Raw genomic sequence first — 20,460 nt, forward strand, 5'->3', positions numbered from 1 at the left:
CCCCCGGTGTCATTCCCGGCCGGAGCGAAAGCGTAGGGGAAGAGAATCCATGGTGCTCGCTGTTTCCCGCACTGCGTGCGCCGGGGACCACAGGGATCGGCAGCCGTTCCCTCAAGGTGTAGCCTCACGGGTCGAGGTCCAGGATGGCGCCTGACGATCGTCATGCTTCGGGACACCCTGGTCCTGGCGCGGCCTTGCCTTACTTCCAGAAGCTGGCACAATCTTCAAGACCAACCCGGCTCCCGCGAAGGAGACTCCGATGGTTCGTTCCGGCTTCGCCTACCTTATCGCAGGACTGGCTTTTCTATGCGCGCCCCTGGTCATGCCGGCCCAGGCGCAGACCGAGACCGAGGTCGACCTCGCCCTCGTCGTTGCCGTCGACATCTCCTTCTCCATGGACACGGACGAGCAGGCCCTGCAAAGGGAAGGCTTCGCCCAGGCCTTCCGGTCCCGGCTGGTCCATGACGCGATCCGCGGCGGCATGCTGGGCAAGATCGCCGTCACCTACATGGAATGGGCAGGCTCCCCGGATCAGAAGGTGATCGTTCCCTGGACCATCCTCGACAATTCCGAGAGCCTGATGGCCTTCGCCGACAAGATCGCCTCGACGCCCCTGCGGCGCGCGCAGCGAACCTCGATTTCGAGCGCCATCGATTTCAGCGTCAGGCTTCTGGAGGAGAGCGGCGTCACCGCCACGCGGCAGGTCATCGACGTCTCCGGCGACGGCCCGAACAACCAGGGACGGCTCGTCGTGGAAGCGCGCGACGCGGCACTGGCCAAGGGCATCACCATCAACGGCCTGCCGATCATGCTGCGCCAGCCCGGCTATCTCGACATTCCGGATCTCGATGTCTACTACAAGGATTGTGTGATCGGCGGACAAGGCTCGTTCACGGTTCCTGTTCGCGAACGCGACCAGTTCATCGAGGCCATCAAAACCAAGATCCTGCTTGAAGTTGCCAACCTCATGCCCGAGCAGCCCCTGATCAACCGCATTCAAACCCCTCCGCGCACCAACTGCATGGCCGGCGAGATGCAGTGGCGTGACCGCTGGAGCAATTGAGCTGTCCTTATCCATGACACAACTGACCCTGGCGCTCGTGGCCCACGACGCCAAGAAGGACGACATGGCCGCCTTCGTGGCCACGTACGAGAACGACCTGCGCCCCTTCACCCTTTTCGCCACGGGCACCACCGGCGCGCGGGTGATGGAGCGCTGCCCGTCCCTGTCCGTCACGCGCCTGAAGAGCGGTCCCCTCGGAGGCGATCAGCAGATCGGCGCAATGATCGCGGACGGTCGGATCGACGCCCTGTTCTTTTTCGTGGATCCGCTGTCGCCGCACCCGCACGACGTGGACGTGAAGGCGCTGATGCGCCTTACCCTGGTGTACAACATTCCAATGGCCCTCAATCCGGCAACGGCCGAGCGGCTGATCGAGTCGTTCAGGGATTAGCAATCCTGAGGAGCGGCGCACATCCACGCCATCTCGTCGGGCGGTCGACCCGAACGGTCATCTGGGGAGACGGATTGAAGCCAGCTGCCTGACGGCTCTTGCAAGATCACGCGCCGAGACAGTGCTCCGCCAAACCCTCGTCAAGCGGGGCACGCGCTTTCGACAAGCCTCAACGCGTCATGCCACACCCTCTGGCACGACCAAGTCTCGCATCCTGCAACGCAGCGTCAGGAGACAAGACTATGGGGCTTCAACGAATCCGCTTCGGCCTGAAGCTGCTCGATAGCATCTGTGAGATCCCTGAACTCCGACGGGATGGCCTCCCGCTCGCTGACGATCAATCTCCAGACGATGTTACGCACGTGCTCGTAAACGGTGTGGGACCCATTGTCCCCTGGGCCTTCGTCAATCATCGTGCCCTCCCTGCTTTGGGAGCAAATCAGGCTCTGCTTCCGCATTCGGGTTGGCAACAGGATTGTGCTGCGGCCTCTCGCCATCCCTCGAACGGGGGAGCTCCGCTTCAGACACCTCTCAAGTGGAATTCATCGGCCGATGAGGGGACCCACCGCGATCTCCGCCCAATAGGCTCAACCCTTCGGGAAGAGGCTGCGACCTGAGGGTCTAAGTCCCGCGCGGCTTGGCGCGTCGAGTCGGCGGCGCGGCGAGCGGGTCCTCCGGCCAGGGATGCTTCGGGTACTGCCCGCGCATATCGGCCCGCACCGCCGCCCAGGATCCGCGCCAGAAGCCCGGCAGGTCGCGGGTGATCTGGATCGGGCGCTGGGCCGGCGAGAGCAGGTGCAGGATCAGCGGCACGCGTCCGGCCGCGATGGTCGGATGCCGGTCGAGCCCGAACAGCTCCTGCACCCGAACCGCCAGAACCGGCCCTTCCTCCGCTCCGTAGTCCACCGGGATCTGCGACCCGGTCGGCACCTCGATATGAGTGGGCGCCTCCGCATCGAGACGCCGCTGCAGGTTCCAGGGCAGAAGGCCGCGCAGGGCTTCGCTCAACAGGTCGGGCCCGATCTCGCCGAGACTGCTCCGTCCCAGGAGATGAGGCGCCAGCCACTCGTCCGCCGTCTGCACCAGGGCCTCGTCGGACAAGTCCGGCCATTCCTCCCCTTCGGCCCGGCGCAGGAACATCACCCGCTCCCGCCATTGCGTCAGCGCCTTCGACCATGGCAGGGCATCGAGCCCGAGCGACGCGAGACCCTGCGCGAGTGCCCGCGCCGCCTCTTCCGTGGCCGGCACCCTCAAGGGCCGCTCGTTCAGCACCAGGGCTCCGAGGCGCCGAACCCCACGGGCCCGCAGAGCCCGCGCCTGCCGGTCGAAGGCGACTTCGTCGCGCTGCTTGATGGCGCTGCCGAACAGGGCGTCGATCTCCTCGGGCAGGATGGCGGCCGCAGCCAGAATGCGCGCCGAGGCGGCTCCGCCTGCGATCTCGGCAACTGCCAGGTAGGGCTCCTTTGCCAGCCGCTCATGCGGCTCAAGCGCTGCGCCTCGTCCGTTGGCCATGAGATACTCGCCCGGCTTGCCGCGGGCCTTGGCGACCCGGTCGGGGTAGGCCAGCGTCAGCAGCGCGCCGATGGAGCGCGGCTCGCCCCTTGCCGAGCCATTGCTCTCTTTCGCCCAACCCGCCGCCATCCGGCGCATATCCTCCGCCCGCTTGGAGCGGTCGCGGCGGAAGCGCTCCACCCGGTCCGACAGATCCGCCGCATCGCCGCCGAGACCGCGCTCGACGAGGACGGCAGCCACATCCGCCGCATCGCGCCCCTGCCCGCCTTCCCCCGCGATCAGGATCATCCGGGCCAGACGCGGCGGCAGGGGCAGGTCCCGCAGGCGGCGGCCGGCCTCCGTGATGCGGCCCTGGCCATCGAGGGCATCGAGCTGCAGCAGCAGCGCCCTCGCCTCCTTCAGGGCCGGGGCGGGCGGCGGATCGAGAAACGCGAGAGAGGTCGGATCACCGACGCCCCAGGCGGCGCAATCGAGGAGCAGCGGCGCCAAGTCGGCGGAGAGGATTTCCGGCCGGCCGAACGGCTCCAGTGCCCCGGTCGCCGCCTCCTCCCAGAGCCGGTAGCACACCCCCGGTTCCGTACGGCCCGCGCGGCCCCGGCGCTGGTCGGCCGCTGCGCGGGAGACGCGCACGGTCTCCAGCCGCGTGAGGCCGATATTCGGCTCGTAGACCGGCACGCGGGCGAGCCCTGAATCGATCACCACCCGCACGCCCTCGATGGTCAGCGAGGTCTCCGCAATGGAGGTGGCGAGCACCACCTTGCGCCGTCCTGGCTTGGCGGGGCTCACCGCCAGATCCTGCTCGCCCCGCTCCAGCGCTCCATAGAGCGGCGCAATATCGACAGCGGGATCGGTGACGCGGTCGCGCAGAGCGGTGTCGACCCGGCGGATCTCTCCCTGCCCCGGCAGGAAGACCAAAATGGAGCCGCCCTCCGCCCTCAAGGCCCGCACCACGGCGTCTGTCACCTGCTCCTCGATGCGGCGGTTGGGGTCGCGCCCGAGATAGCGGGTCTCGACCGGATAGGCGCGCCCCTCGGACTCGACCACAGGCGCATCGCTCAGGAGCCTTGCCACCCGTGCGCCGTCGAGGGTCGCGGACATGACGACGAGGCGCAGGTCCTCCCTCAGGCCGCCCTGGGCATCCAGCGCGAGCGCAAGGCCGAGATCCGCGTCGAGGGAGCGCTCGTGGAACTCGTCGAACAGAACGGCCGCGACGCCCTCCAGGGCGGGATCGTCGAGGATCATGCGGGCAAAGACGCCCTCCGTCACCACCTCGATCCGGGTCTTGCGGCTGACCTTGGACCCCAGGCGCACCCGCAGGCCCACCGTCTCGCCCACGGCCTCGCCGAGCGTCTGCGCCATGCGCGCGGCTGCGGCCCGGGCAGCAAGCCGCCGGGGCTCCAGAACGATCAGCTTGGCCCCCTTCACCCATGGCTCGTCGAGAAGCACCAGCGGCACCCGGGTGGTCTTGCCGGCCCCGGGGGGCGCGACCAGCACCGCGTTGGAGCGCGTGCGCAGGCTCGCGGTCAGGCTGTCGAGAACGGCATCGATGGGCAGGGAGGTGTCGAAAGCGCGCATGCCGCCTGATGGCTCAAGCCGGCCGAGAGGGCAAGGGTGGCTGGACCGTGAACGCATCTCCGCCTGTCATCCCCGGCCGCAGCGAAGCGGAGGGGAAGGGGATCCACGGCCGCCTGCGTGAGGATGGATCCCCTTCCCTCGCCTTCGGCTCGCCGGGGACGACAACGGTGAGGTCAGACCGGAAAGCCGTATCCGCGAAGCTCGGCGGCAAGGTCAGTGGTCTCCAGGCAATGGATCGCATGCATGCCGACAGAACGGGCGCCCTCCACATTGGCTTTGGAATCGTCGATGAAAACGCAATCCTCGGCCACCAGCCCATAGCGCTCGAGCAGGAGGTGGTAGATGGCGGGATCGGGCTTCAGCAGCCGCTCGTCGCCGGAGACGACGATGCCGTCGAAGCCGGCCAGAAATGGGAAGCGCTCCTGCGCCAGCACGAATTTCGGGCTGGAAAAATTCGTGATGCAGTAGTTCGGCACCCCGGCCTCCCGCAGGCGCTCCAGCAGAGCCACGTTGTCCTCGAAGACGCCGGAGACGGTCTCGCTCCAACGCTCGTGAAAGGCGCGGATGTGCGGTTCGTGTTTGGGATGATCCTTGACCAGAAGGGCCACCGCCTCGTCCCAGTCCCGGCCCCGGTCCTGCTCCACGTTCCAGTCGCCGGTGCAGACATTGGACAGGAACCACTCCATCTCCGCCTCGTCCTCGAAGAGCTGGCGATAAAGGTTGCGCGGGTCCCAGCGCAGCAGGACGTTGCCGATATCGAACACGACTTTGGTGGGCTTAAGGATTGTCACAACGCTTTCCTTCAACTCTCTGCGCAGGCATTTACCTTCTCGCAAACCATTCGACTACTCCCACAATCGGGAGGCTGCACCGGGTATCCTAGCGAACGATTTAGCCCTCGGATAAACCCGGCCTGCGTGGTTGCACTCCCCCGGCTTTGCCGGATAGAGCAAAACAACAGCCTTCGGCGTCCATCGGCATTGAGATCCTGATGATCGAGCACGTGTCGTTCCTGCAATACGGGCTTGTCGCCCTCTGCGCTCTGCTCGCCGGCACGATCGGCGGCATTGCGGGCTACGGCACGGGCCTTCTCATGCCTTTGGTGCTCGTGCCGATCGTCGGCGCCGAGCCTGTCGTGCCCATCATCGGCCTGTCGGCCCTGTTCACCAACGGCAGCCGGATCCTCGCCTTCCGTCAGGATCTCGACACCCGCCGCGCTCTCCTGATCGGCGGCATGGCCCTGCCGACATGCCTGCTTGGCGCCTATGGCTACACCTTTCTCACCGGCCGAGGGGCCGCCCTCGTCATCGGCATCTTTCTGATCCTGATGGTTCCGGCCCGGCTCTATCTGAAGCGGCGCCAGATGCAGCTCTCGGGCGGCAGCCTGGCGGCCGCGGGAGCGGGTTACGGCCTCCTGGTCGGCGGCACGGCCGGATCCGGGGTGGTCCTGCTGTCGATCCTGATGGCGTCGGGATTGAACGGACGCGCGGTCATCGCGACGGATGCTGTCGTTTCGCTGGCCCTGGGGGTTGCCAAGACAGGCGTGTTCCAAGCCTTCGGCGCCCTGCCGGCCTCGTCCTGGATCATGGCGGTCATCATCGGAGTCTCGGCAACGCCCGGAGCATTCCTGGCCAAGCGGCTCACCCAGGCGCTGCCCATCCACATTCACAATGCGATTCTCGACGCCGCCATCGTGTGCGGCGGCGTCATCCTGGTCGTTCAGGGGCTGCGCTGAATCAGCCGCCGATGTTGTAGGCGGCGAGCGCCGCCATGTTGACGATGTCGTTGTCGGTTGCGCCGAGCGACACGATCTGCACCGGTTTGTCGAGGCCCACCACGAGCGGACCCAGCACCATCGCGCCGCCGAGTTCCTGCAGCATCTTGGTGGAGATCGACGCTGAGTGGAACGCCGGCATGACGAGCACGTTGGCGGGCCCGGTGAGGCGGCAGAACGGGTATTGCGCCATCAGGTCCCGGTTGAGCGCCACATCCGCCGACATCTCGCCGTCGTACTCGAAATCCACGCGCATGCCGTCCAGGATCTGCACCGCCTCCTGGATCTTTTCGGCGCGCTCCGCCTTGGGATGGCCGAAGGTGGAGAACGACAGCAGCGCCACCCGCGGCTCGTAGCCGAGGCGGCGCGCGACGCCGGCGGTTTCGATGGCGATCTCCGCAAGCTCCTGCGCGCTGGGCATCTCGTGAATGGCCGTATCCGCCACCAGAACCGTGCGGCCGCGCGCCAGGCACATGGACACGCCGATGACGCGATGGCCGGGCTTGGCGTCGACCACGTGCCGCACGTCGGCCAGCGCCGTCGAGTAGTTGCGGGTCGCGCCCGTCACCATAGCGTCGGCATCGCCCAGCGCCACCATGGAGGCGGCGAAATGGTTGCGATCCTGGTTGATCATGCGCTGGCAGTCGCGGAACAGGTAGCCGTTGCGCTGCATGCGCTCATACAGGAACTGCGCATAGGTGCTGTTGCGGTGGGACAGGCGCGCATTGTGGATCTCGATGCCGTCGCGACCTTCGAGATCGATGCCCGCAAGAGCGGCCGTCTCCTGGATGCGATCCTCGCGTCCGACCAGGATCGCCTTGCCGAGGCCCTGGTTGACGAAGGACAGTGCCGCGCGGATCACCTGCTCCTCCTCGCCTTCCGCGAAGACGACCCGCTTGGGGAACTTGCGCACGCGCTCGAAGATCCGGTTGAGCGCGCCGGCCACGGGATCGCGACGGGCGGAGAGCTGCGCCTTGTAGGAGCGCATGTCGACGATGGGACGGCGCGCGACCTCCGTGTCCATGGCGGCTTGGGCGACCGCCTGCGGAATGGTGTGGATCAGGCGCGGATCGAACGGCACCGGGATGATGTAATCGCGCCCGAAGCGCGGGCGGGTGCCCTGATAGGCGGCGGCCACCTCGTCGGGCACGTCCTCGCGGGCGAGTTCCGCCAGAGCCTGGGCGGCCGCGATCTTCATCTCCATGTTGATCGTGGTCGCCTGAACGTCGAGGGCGCCGCGGAAGATGTAGGGAAAGCCCAGAACGTTGTTGACCTGGTTCGGGTAATCGGAGCGGCCGGTGGCGATGATCACGTCGTCGCGGATGCGGGCCACCTCCTCGGGGGTGATTTCCGGATCGGGATTGGCCATGGCGAAGATGATGGGATTGGGCGCCATGGAGCGGATCATGTCGTCCGTGAACGCCCCCTTCGCCGACAGGCCGAACACCGCGTCAGCGCCGTTGAGGGCGTCGGCCAGGGTCCGGGCGTCGGTTTCGGCCGCATGGGCCGATTTCCACTGGTTCATGCCCTCGGTGCGGCCCTTGTAGATCGCACCCTTGGTGTCGCAGAGGATCACGTTGTTGGGCGCAAAGCCCATGGCCTTGAGAAGCTCGGTGCAGGCGATGCCGGCGGCGCCCGCGCCGTTCACCACGAGCTTGGTCTCCGCCATGTCGCGGCCGGTCAGGTGCAGGGCGTTGATGAGGCCCGCGGCCGCAATGATCGCCGTGCCGTGCTGGTCGTCATGGAAGACGGGGATGTCCATGAGCTCCCGCAGGCGCTGCTCGATGATGAAGCATTCCGGCGCCTTGATGTCTTCGAGATTGATGCCGCCGAAGGACGGACCGAGATAGCGCACGCAGTTGATGAAGGCGTCCGCATCTTCCGTGTCGACCTCGAGATCGATGGAGTCCACGTCTGCGAATCGCTTGAATAGCACCGACTTGCCCTCCATCACCGGCTTCGAGGCGAGCGCCCCGAGATTGCCGAGGCCGAGAATCGCGGTGCCGTTCGAGATCACCGCCACCATGTTGGAGCGGGTGGTGTAGTCGAAGGCGCAGGAGGGGTTCTGCGCGATCGCCAGCACCGGCACGGCGACGCCCGGCGAATAGGCCAGCGACAGATCGCGCTGGGTCGCCATGGGCTTGGTGGGAACCACCTCCAGCTTGCCGGGGCGGCCCTGAGCATGGAACTGCAGCGCCTCCTGGTCCGTGAAGGTGGGGCGTTTGCGATGGGTCGGGCGCTGATCGTCGGTCATGAGCTTCTGCCGGCTTTATGATGAGAAGGCGTTTCCTTAGGGGGATGCGACCTTAAGCCATACAGACGGCTTTTCTCAAGACTTGTCCACATCCTCCCTTTGGACCCTATGACACGGATGAAAGCACGGCTTGGCTTTGCTACATAAGTGCGATGTCGTCACAAGCCGCGTACCAGTCCCCCGAGAGCCTCGAACCGAATGCCGGGTCCAAGCCCGCGCCGGACAGCCGCGTCACGCCCATGATGGCGCAGTACGTGGAGATCAAGGCCGCCAATCCGGACAGCCTGCTCTTCTATCGGATGGGCGACTTCTACGAGCTGTTCTTCGAGGATGCGGAGATCGCCAGCCAGGCGCTCGGCATCGTCCTGACCAAGCGCGGCAAGCACCAGGGGCAGGATATCCCCATGTGCGGCGTGCCCGTGGAGCGGGCGGACGACTACCTCCAGCGCCTCATCGGCCTCGGCCACCGGGTGGCCGTGTGCGAGCAGACCGAGGATCCGGCGGAGGCGAAGAAGCGGGGCGCGAAATCGGTCGTGCGCCGCGACGTGGTGCGCCTCGTCACCCCCGGGACGATCACGGAGGAGCGCCTGCTCGAGCCGGGCCGGGCCAACTACCTTCTCGCCATTGCCCGCCGCCGCGCCTCCGAGACGCAATGGTGCTACGGCCTGGCGGCGGTCGACATATCCACAGGCCATTTCGTGTTGAGCGAGACGGACGGCGCCGGCCTGCCTGCCGAGATCGCCCGCTTCGAGCCCCGCGAGATCCTGGTGCCGGACGTCATCCACGACGATCCGGAACTCAGAGGCTTCTGGCAGGAGACGCGGGCCTCGATCACCCCCCTGTCCCGCGACGGCCTCGATCCGGCCTCGGCCGAGCGGCGGCTCAAAGGCTATTTCGGCGTCGCGACCCTGGATGCCTTCGGGGCCTTCAGTCCCGCCGAAATCACGGCGGCCGGCAGCGCCCTGTTCTATATCGAAAAGACGCAGATCGACAGCCGCCCGGCGCTGAACCCGCCCTCCCGCGATACGGCCGGCGCGGCGCTTGCCATCGATGCGGCGACACGCGCCAACCTGGAACTCACCCGGACGCTCGCGGGTGAGCGGGCGGGCAGCCTGCTCGCCACCATCGACTGCACCGTGACGCCGGGAGGCGCGCGTCTCCTGGCCGAGCGGCTTGCCGGCCCCCTCACCCATCCGGGGATGATCCGCGACAGGCAGGACGCGGTCACGGCGCTGGTCGAGAACGGCGACCTGCGCGACCGGCTGCGGCGCATCCTCAAGCGATCGCCGGACCTTGCCCGCGCCCTGTCGCGCCTGAGCCTCGGTCGCGGCGGCCCAAGGGACTTGGCCTGCGTGCGCGACGGCCTGTTCGCGGCGCGCGAGCTGGGCTTGGAGCTGGCGATCGCCCCCAACCTGCCGAAGGAGCTCTTCGAGGCGGCGCAGCTGCTCCAGGGCCTGCGCACGGATGTGGCCGACAGGCTCTCGGCGGCTCTTTCGGACGAGTTGCCCCTCATGAAGCGCGACGGCGGCTTCATCCGCGCGGGGTTCGATGGCGGTCTCGACGAGTTGCGCGAGCTGCAGCAGGACTCCCGCCGCTTCATTGCCGCCCTGCAGGCCCGCTACGCCACCGAGACGGGCTGCCGCACCCTGCGGGTCAAGCACAACCACATGATCGGCTACTTCGTGGAAGTGCCGCAGAATGTGGGCGAGGATCTCCTGAAGGAGCCCTGGAAGGACACCTTCGTCCATCGCCAGACCATGGCGGGCGCCATGCGCTTTTCGACCATGGAGCTCGGGGAGCTCGAGTCGAAGATCGCGTCTGCGGCCGACCGGGCCCTGAAGATCGAGCTCGCCCTGTTCGATGAGATGGTGGAAGCGCTTCTCGGCCTCGCAGGCGACGTGGCCGCAGCCGCCGAGGCCATTGCGGTCATTGACGTGACGGCGGCGCTTGCCGATCTCGCCATGCGCCTCGACTGGACGAGACCCCTTGTCGATACGAGCCTTGCCTTCGCCATCAGGGGCGGCCGCCACCCGGTGGTCGAGGCGGCGCTCAAGCGCGAAGGCGCGGCCTTCATCGCCAACGACTCGGATCTGTCGGGCAAGGATTCGGGCCACATTCTGCTGATCACCGGTCCGAACATGGGCGGCAAATCCACCTATCTGCGCCAGAACGCGCTGATCGTGGTGTTGGCGCAGATGGGGTCCTACGTTCCGGCCAAAGAGGCCCATATCGGCATCGTCGACCGGCTCTTCTCCCGCGTGGGCGCGGCGGACGATCTGGCGCGGGGCCGCTCGACCTTCATGGTTGAGATGGTGGAGACGGCCGCCATCCTCAATCAGGCGACCTCCCGCTCTCTCGTCATTCTCGATGAGATCGGCCGCGGCACCGCCACCTTCGACGGGTTGTCCATCGCCTGGGCTGCCATCGAGCACCTGCACGAGGCAAACCGCTGCCGTGCCCTGTTCGCCACCCATTTCCACGAGCTGACGGCCTTGTCCGACCGGATGACGCGCATTTCCAACGCGACCCTGAAGGTCACGGAATGGCACGGGGAGGTGGTGTTCCTGCACGAGGTGGTGCCTGGAGCGGCCGACCGCTCCTACGGTCTCCAGGTGGCGCGTCTCGCCGGCCTGCCAGCTGCCGTCGTCGAACGGGCGAAAACCATCCTGAGCGAGCTGGAGCGCTCGGACCGGGAGGCGCCGAAGCGTGCGCTCGTGGACGACCTGCCGCTGTTTGCCGTGTCTGCCCGCTCCGAGCCCGCACCTGCTGCTCCGAAGCCGGACGGCCTGCGCGAAGCGCTCGATGCCCTGGATCCCGACGCCATGACGCCCCGGGAGGCGCTCGACGCCCTCTACCGTCTGAAGGCCCAGCGCTGACCTCGATCAGGTGAGCTGGGAGCTATCACGGCGCGCGGCTCTGACAAAAGGGATGAAGGTCACCGAGCGGATTTCCAGCGCCTCGTGGTCCTGCTCCGCCATCACATAGGCAAGAGCCTCCCTGACGCCGCGCTCCGTGTAAGGTTTGGCGATCACGCCCCAGGCTCCCGCGAAATCCTCCGGGATGCGCTTGGCGTTCGCCGTCATGAACAGCACGGTCACCTGGTGCTCGGCGGCCAGATGCCGGGCGACATCGACGCCGGTCGGGCCATCGGCCAAGTGAATGTCCACGAAGGCGAGATCGGGCGCGAGTTCCTCACCGAGGGCCAATGCGTCACCGGAAGACGCCGCGATCCCGACAACCTCGTGGCCGAGATCCTGGAGCAGGCTTTCGAGTTCGAGCGCGATCAGGATTTCATCCTCCACGATGAGGATGCGCAAAGGCTTGTCGCTACTCAAACTGCATCTCCTCCGCATCGACGGGCATCACGATCTCCGCGCGTGTACCTGGCTCCATATCGTGCCAAGTCAACTGCCCCTTGAGCTGCTGGACCAACATGGCGATCAGGGTCTTTCCAAAATTTCCTTCGGACGGCGGCAGGTGGCCGAGCCCGACGCCGTTGTCCTCGACCGCGATTTTCAGGCCGTTTTCCGCCCGTCCGATCTCGATCGTCAATCGTCCCTGCCGCCCATCGGGGAAGGCATGCTTAACGGCATTGCCGATCACCTCGTTCAACAACAGGGCAAGAGCCGCCGCCTTGGATGCCGGAACCCCGAGAGGCTGAATGTCGAGATCGAGATCGACCTGCCCTTTCGGGAGCGCCAGGGTCAGCTCGCCGGCAAGCTCCGTGGTGAAGTCCTTCAGGTTGAAGCGGCTCACGTCGCCTGCCGCATAGAGAAGCCGGTGCGCGGCCGACAGGGCGCTGACCCGTTCTGCAATCTCCTGCAGAACCTTGCGGGCTTCCGGGTTCTGGAGGCGGCGGGCCTTCAGAAGCACGATGGACGCGGTCATCTGAAGACTGTTCTTGACCCGGTGCTCCACCTCGTGGAGGAGCGCCGTCTTCTGCTCGAGGGCGGATTGCAGGTCCTGGGTCCGGCGCTCGACCTCACCCTCCAGGTGCCGCTCCATGTCGATGCGCTCGCGCTCGGCCTGCTTTTTCGCGCTGATGTCGCTCAGCAGCAGGGTGCACCCGCGAAGATGGCCGGCCTCATCATGCACGGGGCTGACCGCAACGGAGATCCAGAACGGCACGCCATCCTTCCGGCAGCTGAGAATTTCCGTCTCGAAAGCCGTGCCAAGGCGCAAGGCGGCATCGACCGCGTCCAGGGTGCCGGGATCGGTGGCGGGACCGCGAAGCAGCTGCCAGCTGCGGCCCATGACCTCGTCGCCGGAATATCCCGTAAGGCGCCTGAAAGCATCGTTGGCAAAGACGATGGGATGTCCCACCCGATGAGCATCGACCATCAGGACAGGCATGGACAGGGATCGGAAGGCCGCCTGGAATTCCAGAGTTCGTCCCGATTCAGCCACGAGGGGTTCAGCCAGCATTGCGATCTCTAGACGTCGATCAGGATTTCATGCCCCTGACGTCTCGCCCGAGGAGAATGAATGTGCCCCATGCCATGAGTTGCCCCTGTCACCAATGATTTCGCATGCCGTGCGAGAGTTCCTGGGACTCTGCCCGCAATACAGTTGGACTCAACGCCAAGGCGGCTACAGGGTTCCACCTCCACCTGAAACATCCACAACCGGCAGGCCGGCTCCGCGCAACGCTATCGCGTTGCGCGGAGCCGCGCTAACATCGGATCTCCAGAGGAGGTTCAGCTGCATGGTCACGCGCGTTTCCACGGTCGCGTTCGAGGGCATCGAAGCGCGCGCGGTCGATGTACAAGTTCAGATTACGCCCGGCGCAGTGGCTTTCATGATCGTCGGCCTGCCGGACAAGGCTGTGGCGGAGTCCCGCGAGCGGGTTCGCTCCGCCCTGATCGCCTCCGGCCTCGCCCTCCCGGCCAAGCGCATCACCGTGAACCTGGCTCCCGCGGACCTGCCCAAGGAGGGATTCCATTACGACCTGCCCATCGCGCTCGGCGTCATGGCTGCCATTGGCGCCATTCCGGCGGATGCCCTCCAGGGCTTTACGGTTCTCGGCGAGCTGGCGCTCGACGGCTCCATCACGTCGGTGGCGGGCGCGCTTCCCGCCGCCATGGCGGCCTATGAGCGCGACCATGGGCTGATCTGCCCCGAAGCCTGTGGCTCGGAAGCCGCCTGGGCCGGCAGCGACATCGACATCCTGGCGCCCCGCTCGCTGATCCAGCTCGCCAACCACTTCAAGGGCACCCAGGTGATGAGCCGGCCCGAGCCCGCGATCATGCCCGCCTCCGGCACCCTGCCGGACCTGCGGGACATCAAGGGGCAGGAAAGCGCCAAGCGGACCCTGGAGATCGCGGCGGCCGGCGCCCACAACCTTCTCATGAACGGCCCGCCGGGGGCCGGAAAATCCATGCTGGCCCAGCGCCTGCCCTCCATCCTGCCACCGCTCTCGCCGCGGGAGCTGCTGGAGGTCTCGATGATCCAGTCGGTGGCGGGTCTTCTGGCGGACGGAGCTTTGTCCAACCGGCGCCCGTTCCGGGCTCCCCACCACTCGGCCTCCATGGCGGCCCTCGTGGGCGGCGGCCTCAATGCCCGCCCGGGCGAGGCTTCGCTTGCCCATCACGGGGTGCTGTTCCTCGACGAATTGCCCGAATTCCAGCCTCAGGTTCTCGACTCCCTGAGGCAGCCCTTGGAGGCGGGTGAAATCCTGATCGCCCGGGCCAACCACCGCGTGACCTATCCGGCCCGGTTTCAGCTCGTGGCCGCCATGAATCCCTGTCGCTGCGGGCAGGCGACCGAGCCCGGCTATGTGTGCCGCCGCCAGCCCAACGAGCGCTGCATCGCCCAGTACCAGGCCCGGCTCTCAGGGCCTCTTCTCGACCGTATCGACCTGGCCATCGACGTGCCGGCCGTGACCGCAGCCGACCTGATCCTGCCGTCTCCGGCCGAGGGGTCGGCAGACGTCGCCGAAAGAGTTGCAAGTGCTCGCGAGAGGCAGGTCAGGCGCTATGCCGCCCTGAAGCTCGAAGGCATCGCCACCAATGCGGCCTGCCCTCCGGCGCTCCTGGAGGAGGTGGCTCAGCCCGACCCGGAGGGCCTGTCGCTGATCCGGGATGCGGCCAACGCCATGCGCCTGTCGGCCCGCGGCTTCCATCGCGTGCTCAAGGTGGGGCGCACCCTGGCCGATCTCGACGGCGAGGAGCGCGTCCGGCGCATCCACATTGCCGAGGCCCTGTCCTACCGCGCCCATGCGGACCGGCGCCCGGCCGCCGCCTGAACGGACAGGCGATCGTGACCTTGCCCGGGCTTGCGCTTCCCACGTGCGATCTCAATATTTTCCAACGGAAAGTTTAAGTTTTCTGTCACAAAACAGTTTGAAACAGGCGTTAAGTCCTGATCGACAAGGACGGGGCGAAAACTGCTCCGGCCCGGGTGGCATGGCTCTGTGAGGATATGATGAGTTTTTCCCCTTTGAACGAGGCGGCCTCCCTTCCCGCTTCGGTGGGATTGCAGCCTCACGGCATCGCCAAGTTCATTCCGGGCACGGACCGGCTGGTGCGCCACTACGGCAGCCTCGACCCGGTGCTCGGCCGCATCGGCTCCCTGGAGGTACGCCTCGCGACCACCGCGCAGGACATCCGCCGCGCCCAGCGCCTTCGCTTCAAGGTCTTCTATGAGGAGATGTCGGCGATCCCGAACCGGGCGGCCCTGATCTCCCGCCGCGACGTGGATGCCTATGACGCCGTCTGCGACCACCTTCTGGTGCTCGACCACGACGTGAAGCCGAAGCCCTTCCGCTCGGCCAAGCCGAAAGTGGTCGGCACCTACCGGTTGCTGCGCCAGGACGTGGCGGACCGGCATGGCGGGTTCTACACCAGAGGCGAGTACGACATCGCTCCCCTGCTGAAGGCTCATCCCGGCCTGCGCTTTCTGGAGCTGGGCCGCTCCTGCGTGCTCAAGCCCTACCGCAACAAGCGCACGGTCGAACTCCTGTGGCACGGCATCTGGGCTTATGTGCTGCATCACCGCATCGACGTGATGATGGGCTGCGCCAGCCTGGAGGGCACGGATCCGAAGGCGCTGGCGCTGCCCTTGAGCTTCCTGCACCATTATGCCGCGGCACCCGACCAATGGCAGGCCCGCGCGCTGCCGGAGCGCTTCACGGCCATGGACCTCCTGCCCAAGGACGCCGTCGATCCGAAAGCGGCGCTCCATGCCCTGCCGCCGCTCATCAAAGGCTATCTGCGTGTTGGGGCGACCTTCGGCACGGGAGCGGTGATCGACCGGCAGTTCGGAACAACGGACGTGCTCGTCGTGCTGCCCGTCGCGGCGATCAACCCGCGCTACATCGACCATTTTGGTCCGACCGCGAACCGCCACGCGGCCTGAGGCCGAAAAGCTAAGGCGCTGCTTCGGTGAGCGCCGCCCCTTGCAGGGCGCGGCTCCATTCCTCGCGCACGTCCAGATCGGCCTCCTGCGCCAAACGCTCGTCCGCATGGCGGGCAACAGCCTCCGGCGGAAGCAGACGCCCTATGGCCCAGACCGCCATGGCCCGCACCAGGGGCGAGGCGTCGTCGAGGAGACGCACGGCTTCCTCGGCCAGTCGCAAATCTCCGGAATTGCCGATGGCGACGAGCACGTTGCGGATGAAGCGGTCACGCCCGGTGCGCTTGATCGGGGTGCCGGAAAACCGGGTGCGGAAGGCGGGATCGTCGAGGCGGGCGAGTTCCGCCAGAGGCAGCGCCGCAAGATCCTCCCGCTGCACGAGCCGCGCCTCGCGGCCGGCCTGCGCGAACTTGTTCCAGGGGCAGACCGCCAGGCAATCGTCGCAGCCGAAGATGCGGTTGCCGATGCCGGTGCGAAGGTCCGCCGGGATATGCCCCTTGTGCTCGATGGTGAGATACGAGATGCACCGGCGGGCATTGAGCTGGTAGGGCGCCGGAAAGGCGTTCGTCGGGCACACGTCGAGGCAGCGCCGGCAGGAGCCGCAATGGTCCCGTTCCGGCCCGTCGGCGGGCAGCTCCGCCGTGGTGAAGATGGCGCCCAGGAACAGCCAGTTGCCGTAGTCCCGCGAGATGACCACCGTGTGCTTGCCCTGCCAGCCGAGCCCGGCCGCCTCGGCAAGGGGCTTTTCCATCACGGGCGCCGTATCGACGAAAACCTTCACGTCGGAGGAGGCCTTGGAGGCCAGGAAGCCCGCAGCCTCCTTGAGCTTGCCCTTGATCACGTCGTGATAGTCGCGGTTGCGGGCATAGACCGAGATGTAGCCCCGGTCCTTCCGTGCTAGCTCGACCAAGGGGTTCTCGGCGGGTCCGTAGTTCAGCCCGAGCAGGATGACGCTGCGCACCTCCGGCCAGAGAGTGCGCGGGTCGGAGCGGCGTTCGGCCGTGTCCTGCATCCACTCCATGGAGCCATGATGGCCGGCCTCGAGCCAGGACTTCAGTCGCTCCGGCGCGAGCGGGATCGCGTCGGGCCGGGCGATGCGCACCGCATCGAAGCCCAGCGCCTTGGCGCGCTCCGTGAAGGCGCGCTTGAGAGCCTCGCCGTCTAGAAGTCCAGGTTGTCGTAATGATCCGTCGGTGCCATGCCCGGCACCCGATCCGCGAGGAGCGCGCGAAAAGATGGCCGGGACTTGATCCTGGCGTACCAAAGCTTCGCTGTTTCGTCCTCGTCCCATGGCACGTCGCCGAGATAATCCACTACCGACAGATGGGCTGCCGCCGCCAGATCCGCATAGGTCATCTGGTCGCCGGCGAGCCAATTCCGTGTCGAGATCAGAAATCCGATATATTTCAGATGGTATCGCACATTGGTCTGGGCGGCGCGAATCGCCCCCATGTCCGGCGGACCGCCACCCAGATCGCCCGGCATGAACCGCTTATAGATCTTTTCTGTGGCAAGGTAGTCCGACACCTCCCCGTGGAACTTCACCAGGAACCAGTCGAGCAGGCGGCGAACCTCGACCCTCTGCGGCAGGGTCTGGGGCAGAAAGCGCCGATCCCTCAGATCCTCCCCTCGGGTCTCGTCCAGGTATTCCGCAACGCCCATGGGGCCCGGCACCACGAGCCCGTTATCGTCGATGAAGAGCGGAAGGTTGCCGGCCGGGTTGATCTCCAGAAACGGAATGCGCCGATCCCACGGCTTCTCCTCGACGACATTCGGCTCGAGGCCGAGCTCCGCCAGGATCAAGCGCGCAAACCGCGACTGCGGGCAGAAGGGATAGGAGTGCAGGATGGCCATGAACAATGCTGATGCGAAACAGACGGCGAGAATAAGGCCGTGCTTCGTTAAGGGTTGGTAAGGAATATTGGTGAATCTCATGCTCCTGGCGCAGGAGGGCAGCGCCGGAGGCGCAAGCCTTGCTTGACAGACCACAAGGTGCTCCCCCATCTGGCGCCGGTTTCAGGATTTTCAACGATGTCGCAAATCATCGAGGCGCTCTTTCTCGGCCTCATCGAAGGCCTGACGGAGTTCCTCCCGGTCTCCTCCACGGGCCATCTGCTTCTGGTCGGCCATTTCCTCGGCTTCGAGTCCACGGGCAAGACCTTCGAGGTGCTGATCCAGCTCGGCGCGATCCTGGCCATCCTGTCGGTTTATTTCGGCAAGCTGTGGTCGATTGCTAAAGCCCTGCCGCACGATCCCATGGCCCGCCACTTCGTCATCGGCGTGCTGGTCGCGTTCCTGCCCGCCGCCCTGATCGGCGCGGTGCTGCACGGCTTCATCAAGGAGGTGCTCTTCAATCCCTGGATCGTGTGCATGACCCTGATCGTCGGGGGCTTCGTGCTGCTTGCCGTCGAGCGCATGCCGCTGGAGGCGACCAAGACCGATGCGACCCGGTTCCCCCTGTCGATGTACCTCAAGATCGGTCTGCTGCAATGCATCGCCATGGTTCCCGGCGTCTCCCGTTCGGGCGCCACCATCGTGGGGGCCATGCTGATGGGAGCCTCCAAACGGGCCGCGGCGGAGTTCTCGTTCTTTCTCGCCATGCCCACCATGGCCGGCGCCTTCACCTACGATCTCCTGAAGAACTACAAGATCCTCTCCGCCAACGACGCCGCCATCATCGTGGCAGGCTTCATCTCGGCCTTCGTGGCGGCGCTGCTCGTGGTGAAGCTGCTGCTGGACTACGTTTCCCGCCACGGCTTCACGCCCTTCGCCTACTGGCGGATCGTCGTCGGAGCGGCAGGCCTTGCGGGCCTGATGGTCTACGGCTGATCCATGCTGGCGCGCGACGAGGCCCTGGCGGTCGTTCTTTCCATCGTGGTCGCCCTGGCGGCCGCAGCCTTCGCCGTGCTGGCGGCTTCAGGCGCCCCCGGGATGCGGGCTCCCGTGCAGGACACCACCCCTGGCCCGTCCTGCGCCGAATGGACCAACGGATGCGTGGTCTGCCGCCGCACACCTGAGGGTCTCGCCTGCTCGACGCCCGGCATCGCCTGCACCCCTGGCGCGCCGCGCTGCCTCAGGCCCGTGGGCGTTCCGATCTAGCGCATCGCGCGATTTCCCATCACGTCATGACCGTCCCCGGACGTGATCCGGGACGGCGGAAGCCTGCTCGGCCGACGGCATGGAAGCTTCAAGGAATCGTCTTGTCCGGGTAGCGGCACAGGTCGTTGACCGGGCAGCGCCAGCATTCGGGCTTGCGCGCCTTGCAGACGTAGCGCCCGTGCAGGATCAGCCAGTGATGGGCGTGGAGCCGGTACTCGTCCGGGATGATCGCCTCCAGCGCCACCTGCGTGTCGAGCGGCGTCTTGGTGATCGCGAGCGGCAGGCGGTTGGTGACCCGGAAGATGTGCGTGTCCACCGCCACGCGGGGGTCGCCGAAGGCGATGTTCACCACGACGCTTGCGGTCTTGCGCCCGACGCCGGGCAGGGTTTCCAGGATTTCGACCGAGTTGGGCACCTCGCCCCCGAACTCCTCCACGAGCCTCTTGGCCATGGCGATGACGTTCCTGGCCTTGGTGTTGAAGAAGTTGAGGGTCTTGATGTGCTGGCGCAGGCCCTCCTCGCCGAGGTCGAGCATCTTGCGCGGCGTATCGGCTACCGGAAACAGGTTTTTCGTGGCCTTGTTGACGCCCACGTCGGTCGCCTGGGCGGAGAGCGTCACGGCCACGAGCAGCGTATAGGGGTTGGTGTAGTCCAGCTCGCCTTTCGGCTCCGGATTGGCCGCGTGGAACCGGCGGAAGATCTCGGTCATCGTCGCGCGGTCCACCGGTTTCGGCGTGCGGGCGCGCAGCGCCTTGCCGACGGCTTTCGCCGGCAGGGCAGGCTTTGCCTTCGGCTTCGAAATGCGACGGGACGTCTGCTTCGGATCGGACATTTCTGCGTTATATCTGGACCATGGCAGGCAGCAAGGCGACATTTGGCGAGCCCGACCGGTTCGAAGAGCCGGTGTTCTCGGCCGTGATCCGTCCGCACCGGTCCTTGAGCCCGCAAGGGTTCAGGATCGTCATGGGACTCCTGTGCCTCACCTCGGTGGTGGCGAGCCTGCCCTTCGTGATCATGGGGTTCTGGCCGGTGGCGGGGTTCTTCGGCCTCGACTTTCTCGGCCTCTACATCGCCTTCCGGGTCAGCTACCGCCAGGGCGAGGCGTTCGAACTCCTGGAGCTGACGCCGGTCCGGCTGCTGTTCCGGAAGGTGAGCCCGCGGGGCGAGGTGAAGGACTGGCAGTTCAATCCGCTCTGGACCCGTCTCGACCGCGAGGTCGACGACGAGTACGGCATCCAGAAGCTTGCCCTCACCTCCCGGAACAAGCACGTGGTGATTGCCCGCGACCTGTCCCCGCCGGAGCGGGAAACCCTGGCCGAGGCCTTCGGCCGGGCCTTGGCGGATGTGAAGCGGGGCTACTGATCAAAGATCCAGCGCCTTCGGGCCCGCAGCCTTGGGCTGCGAGCCTGAAGAGCACACGAGGGTGGCGCGCGATGCAG

18 protein-coding genes are annotated in these 20,460 nt (G+C 66.5%); 9 read left to right on the plus strand and 9 right to left on the minus strand.

Annotated elements, in window-relative coordinates; translation table 11 throughout:
• Positions 1-259: 259 nt before the first annotated feature.
• The gene (locus tag JKG68_RS15635) at positions 260-1,063 is read left to right on the plus strand and encodes a DUF1194 domain-containing protein (protein WP_202061167.1); all 804 of its coding nucleotides are present in this window, start codon (positions 260-262) and stop codon (positions 1,061-1,063) included.
• Positions 1,064-1,076: 13 nt separating this feature from the next.
• Positions 1,077-1,454: a methylglyoxal synthase gene (locus JKG68_RS15640; protein ID WP_202061169.1), complete on the plus strand. Its 378-nt coding sequence runs from the start codon at positions 1,077-1,079 to the stop codon at positions 1,452-1,454.
• 227 nt (positions 1,455-1,681) lie between these two features.
• Here the strand turns inward: JKG68_RS15640 and JKG68_RS15645 are convergent, their stop codons facing one another.
• The 3 genes from JKG68_RS15645 to JKG68_RS15655 form a co-directional block, all read right to left on the minus strand.
• The gene (locus JKG68_RS15645) at positions 1,682-1,867 is read right to left on the minus strand and encodes a hypothetical protein (protein ID WP_202061171.1); all 186 of its coding nucleotides are present in this window, start codon (positions 1,865-1,867) and stop codon (positions 1,682-1,684) included.
• Between the two features lie 208 nt (positions 1,868-2,075).
• A complete protein-coding gene (gene hrpB, locus JKG68_RS15650) occupies positions 2,076-4,541 on the minus strand; it encodes an ATP-dependent helicase HrpB (protein ID WP_202061173.1) in 2,466 nt (821 codons plus the stop codon).
• Positions 4,542-4,714: 173 nt separating this feature from the next.
• Positions 4,715-5,332: an HAD family hydrolase gene (locus JKG68_RS15655; protein ID WP_312890816.1), complete on the minus strand. Its 618-nt coding sequence runs from the start codon at positions 5,330-5,332 to the stop codon at positions 4,715-4,717.
• 200 nt (positions 5,333-5,532) lie between these two features.
• On the opposite strand from JKG68_RS15655, the gene JKG68_RS15660 reads away from it, so the two are divergent.
• Complete coding sequence (locus JKG68_RS15660) at positions 5,533-6,276, plus strand: sulfite exporter TauE/SafE family protein (RefSeq protein WP_202061174.1); 744 nt, start codon at positions 5,533-5,535, stop codon at positions 6,274-6,276.
• Position 6,277: 1 nt separating this feature from the next.
• Here the strand turns inward: JKG68_RS15660 and JKG68_RS15665 are convergent, their stop codons facing one another.
• On the minus strand, positions 6,278-8,569 hold the full coding sequence (locus JKG68_RS15665) for an NADP-dependent malic enzyme (RefSeq protein ID WP_202061176.1): 2,292 nt from the start codon (positions 8,567-8,569) through the stop codon (positions 6,278-6,280).
• 152 nt (positions 8,570-8,721) lie between these two features.
• On the opposite strand from JKG68_RS15665, the gene mutS reads away from it, so the two are divergent.
• Positions 8,722-11,445 (plus strand): DNA mismatch repair protein MutS, encoded by a 2,724-nt coding sequence (mutS, locus tag JKG68_RS15670; protein WP_202061177.1) that lies wholly within the window; start codon positions 8,722-8,724, stop codon positions 11,443-11,445.
• Positions 11,446-11,451: 6 nt separating this feature from the next.
• Here mutS and JKG68_RS15675 read toward each other — a convergent pair whose 3' ends face one another.
• Positions 11,452-11,904, minus strand: coding sequence for a response regulator (locus JKG68_RS15675; RefSeq protein ID WP_376773157.1), 453 nt, complete (start codon positions 11,902-11,904; stop codon positions 11,452-11,454).
• A complete protein-coding gene (locus tag JKG68_RS15680) occupies positions 11,897-12,994 on the minus strand; it encodes a sensor histidine kinase (RefSeq protein ID WP_202061182.1) in 1,098 nt (365 codons plus the stop codon). Before JKG68_RS15680 ends, JKG68_RS15675 begins: the two co-directional genes overlap by 8 nt.
• A 280-nt stretch (positions 12,995-13,274) precedes the next feature.
• On the opposite strand from JKG68_RS15680, the gene JKG68_RS15685 reads away from it, so the two are divergent.
• Complete coding sequence (locus JKG68_RS15685) at positions 13,275-14,813, plus strand: YifB family Mg chelatase-like AAA ATPase (RefSeq protein WP_202061188.1); 1,539 nt, start codon at positions 13,275-13,277, stop codon at positions 14,811-14,813.
• A gap of 179 nt (positions 14,814-14,992) precedes the next feature.
• A complete protein-coding gene (gene olsB, locus JKG68_RS15690; RefSeq protein ID WP_202061190.1) occupies positions 14,993-15,925 on the plus strand; it encodes a l-ornithine N(alpha)-acyltransferase in 933 nt (310 codons plus the stop codon).
• Positions 15,926-15,935: 10 nt separating this feature from the next.
• On the opposite strand, the gene queG is transcribed toward olsB, so the two are convergent.
• Both queG and JKG68_RS15700 read right to left on the minus strand, forming a co-directional pair.
• Positions 15,936-17,186: a tRNA epoxyqueuosine(34) reductase QueG gene (gene queG, locus JKG68_RS15695; RefSeq protein ID WP_202061215.1), complete on the minus strand. Its 1,251-nt coding sequence runs from the start codon at positions 17,184-17,186 to the stop codon at positions 15,936-15,938.
• Positions 17,084-17,776 carry a glutathione S-transferase family protein gene (locus tag JKG68_RS15700; RefSeq protein ID WP_202061191.1) on the minus strand — a complete coding sequence of 231 codons (693 nt, stop codon included), beginning with the start codon at positions 17,774-17,776 and terminating at the stop codon, positions 17,084-17,086. The genes queG and JKG68_RS15700 overlap by 103 nt, the downstream gene beginning before the upstream one ends.
• A 177-nt stretch (positions 17,777-17,953) precedes the next feature.
• Between JKG68_RS15700 and JKG68_RS15705 the strand changes: the two genes are divergently transcribed.
• Both JKG68_RS15705 and JKG68_RS15710 read left to right on the plus strand, forming a co-directional pair.
• Complete coding sequence (locus JKG68_RS15705; protein WP_202061193.1) at positions 17,954-18,751, plus strand: undecaprenyl-diphosphate phosphatase; 798 nt, start codon at positions 17,954-17,956, stop codon at positions 18,749-18,751.
• 3 nt (positions 18,752-18,754) lie between these two features.
• The gene (locus JKG68_RS15710; protein WP_202061195.1) at positions 18,755-19,021 is read left to right on the plus strand and encodes a hypothetical protein; all 267 of its coding nucleotides are present in this window, start codon (positions 18,755-18,757) and stop codon (positions 19,019-19,021) included.
• An 88-nt stretch (positions 19,022-19,109) separates the two neighbouring features.
• Here the strand turns inward: JKG68_RS15710 and nth are convergent, their stop codons facing one another.
• Entirely contained in the window at positions 19,110-19,853 is a 744-nt protein-coding gene (gene nth / locus JKG68_RS15715) for an endonuclease III (RefSeq protein WP_202061197.1), read from the minus strand.
• A 20-nt stretch (positions 19,854-19,873) separates the two neighbouring features.
• Between nth and JKG68_RS15720 the strand changes: the two genes are divergently transcribed.
• Positions 19,874-20,383, plus strand: a complete 510-nt coding sequence (locus JKG68_RS15720; RefSeq protein ID WP_202061199.1) for a DUF2244 domain-containing protein — start codon at positions 19,874-19,876, stop codon at positions 20,381-20,383.
• The last annotated feature ends 77 nt before the right edge of the window (positions 20,384-20,460 follow it).

This window comes from Microvirga aerilata (genome assembly GCF_016743775.1).
GTDB lineage: Bacteria > Pseudomonadota > Alphaproteobacteria > Rhizobiales > Beijerinckiaceae > Microvirga > Microvirga aerilata.

Bases quoted from the DNA above. Each gene is read 5' to 3' on its own strand.
- JKG68_RS15635 (WP_202061167.1), top strand. From the start codon at position 260: ATGGTTCGTTCCGGCTTCGCCTACCTTATCGCAGGACTGGCTTTTCTA.
- JKG68_RS15640 (WP_202061169.1), top strand. From the start codon at position 1,077: ATGACACAACTGACCCTGGCGCTCGTGGCCCACGACGCCAAGAAGGAC.
- JKG68_RS15645 (WP_202061171.1), bottom strand. From the start codon at position 1,867: ATGATTGACGAAGGCCCAGGGGACAATGGGTCCCACACCGTTTACGAG.
- hrpB (WP_202061173.1), bottom strand. From the start codon at position 4,541: ATGCGCGCTTTCGACACCTCCCTGCCCATCGATGCCGTTCTCGACAGC.
- JKG68_RS15660 (WP_202061174.1), top strand. From the start codon at position 5,533: ATGATCGAGCACGTGTCGTTCCTGCAATACGGGCTTGTCGCCCTCTGC.
- JKG68_RS15665 (WP_202061176.1), bottom strand. From the start codon at position 8,569: ATGACCGACGATCAGCGCCCGACCCATCGCAAACGCCCCACCTTCACG.
- mutS (WP_202061177.1), top strand. From the start codon at position 8,722: ATGTCGTCACAAGCCGCGTACCAGTCCCCCGAGAGCCTCGAACCGAAT.
- JKG68_RS15680 (WP_202061182.1), bottom strand. From the start codon at position 12,994: ATGCTGGCTGAACCCCTCGTGGCTGAATCGGGACGAACTCTGGAATTC.
- JKG68_RS15685 (WP_202061188.1), top strand. From the start codon at position 13,275: ATGGTCACGCGCGTTTCCACGGTCGCGTTCGAGGGCATCGAAGCGCGC.
- olsB (WP_202061190.1), top strand. From the start codon at position 14,993: ATGAGTTTTTCCCCTTTGAACGAGGCGGCCTCCCTTCCCGCTTCGGTG.
- JKG68_RS15700 (WP_202061191.1), bottom strand. From the start codon at position 17,776: ATGGCCATCCTGCACTCCTATCCCTTCTGCCCGCAGTCGCGGTTTGCG.
- JKG68_RS15705 (WP_202061193.1), top strand. From the start codon at position 17,954: ATGTCGCAAATCATCGAGGCGCTCTTTCTCGGCCTCATCGAAGGCCTG.
- JKG68_RS15710 (WP_202061195.1), top strand. From the start codon at position 18,755: ATGCTGGCGCGCGACGAGGCCCTGGCGGTCGTTCTTTCCATCGTGGTC.
- nth (WP_202061197.1), bottom strand. From the start codon at position 19,853: ATGTCCGATCCGAAGCAGACGTCCCGTCGCATTTCGAAGCCGAAGGCA.
- JKG68_RS15720 (WP_202061199.1), top strand. From the start codon at position 19,874: ATGGCAGGCAGCAAGGCGACATTTGGCGAGCCCGACCGGTTCGAAGAG.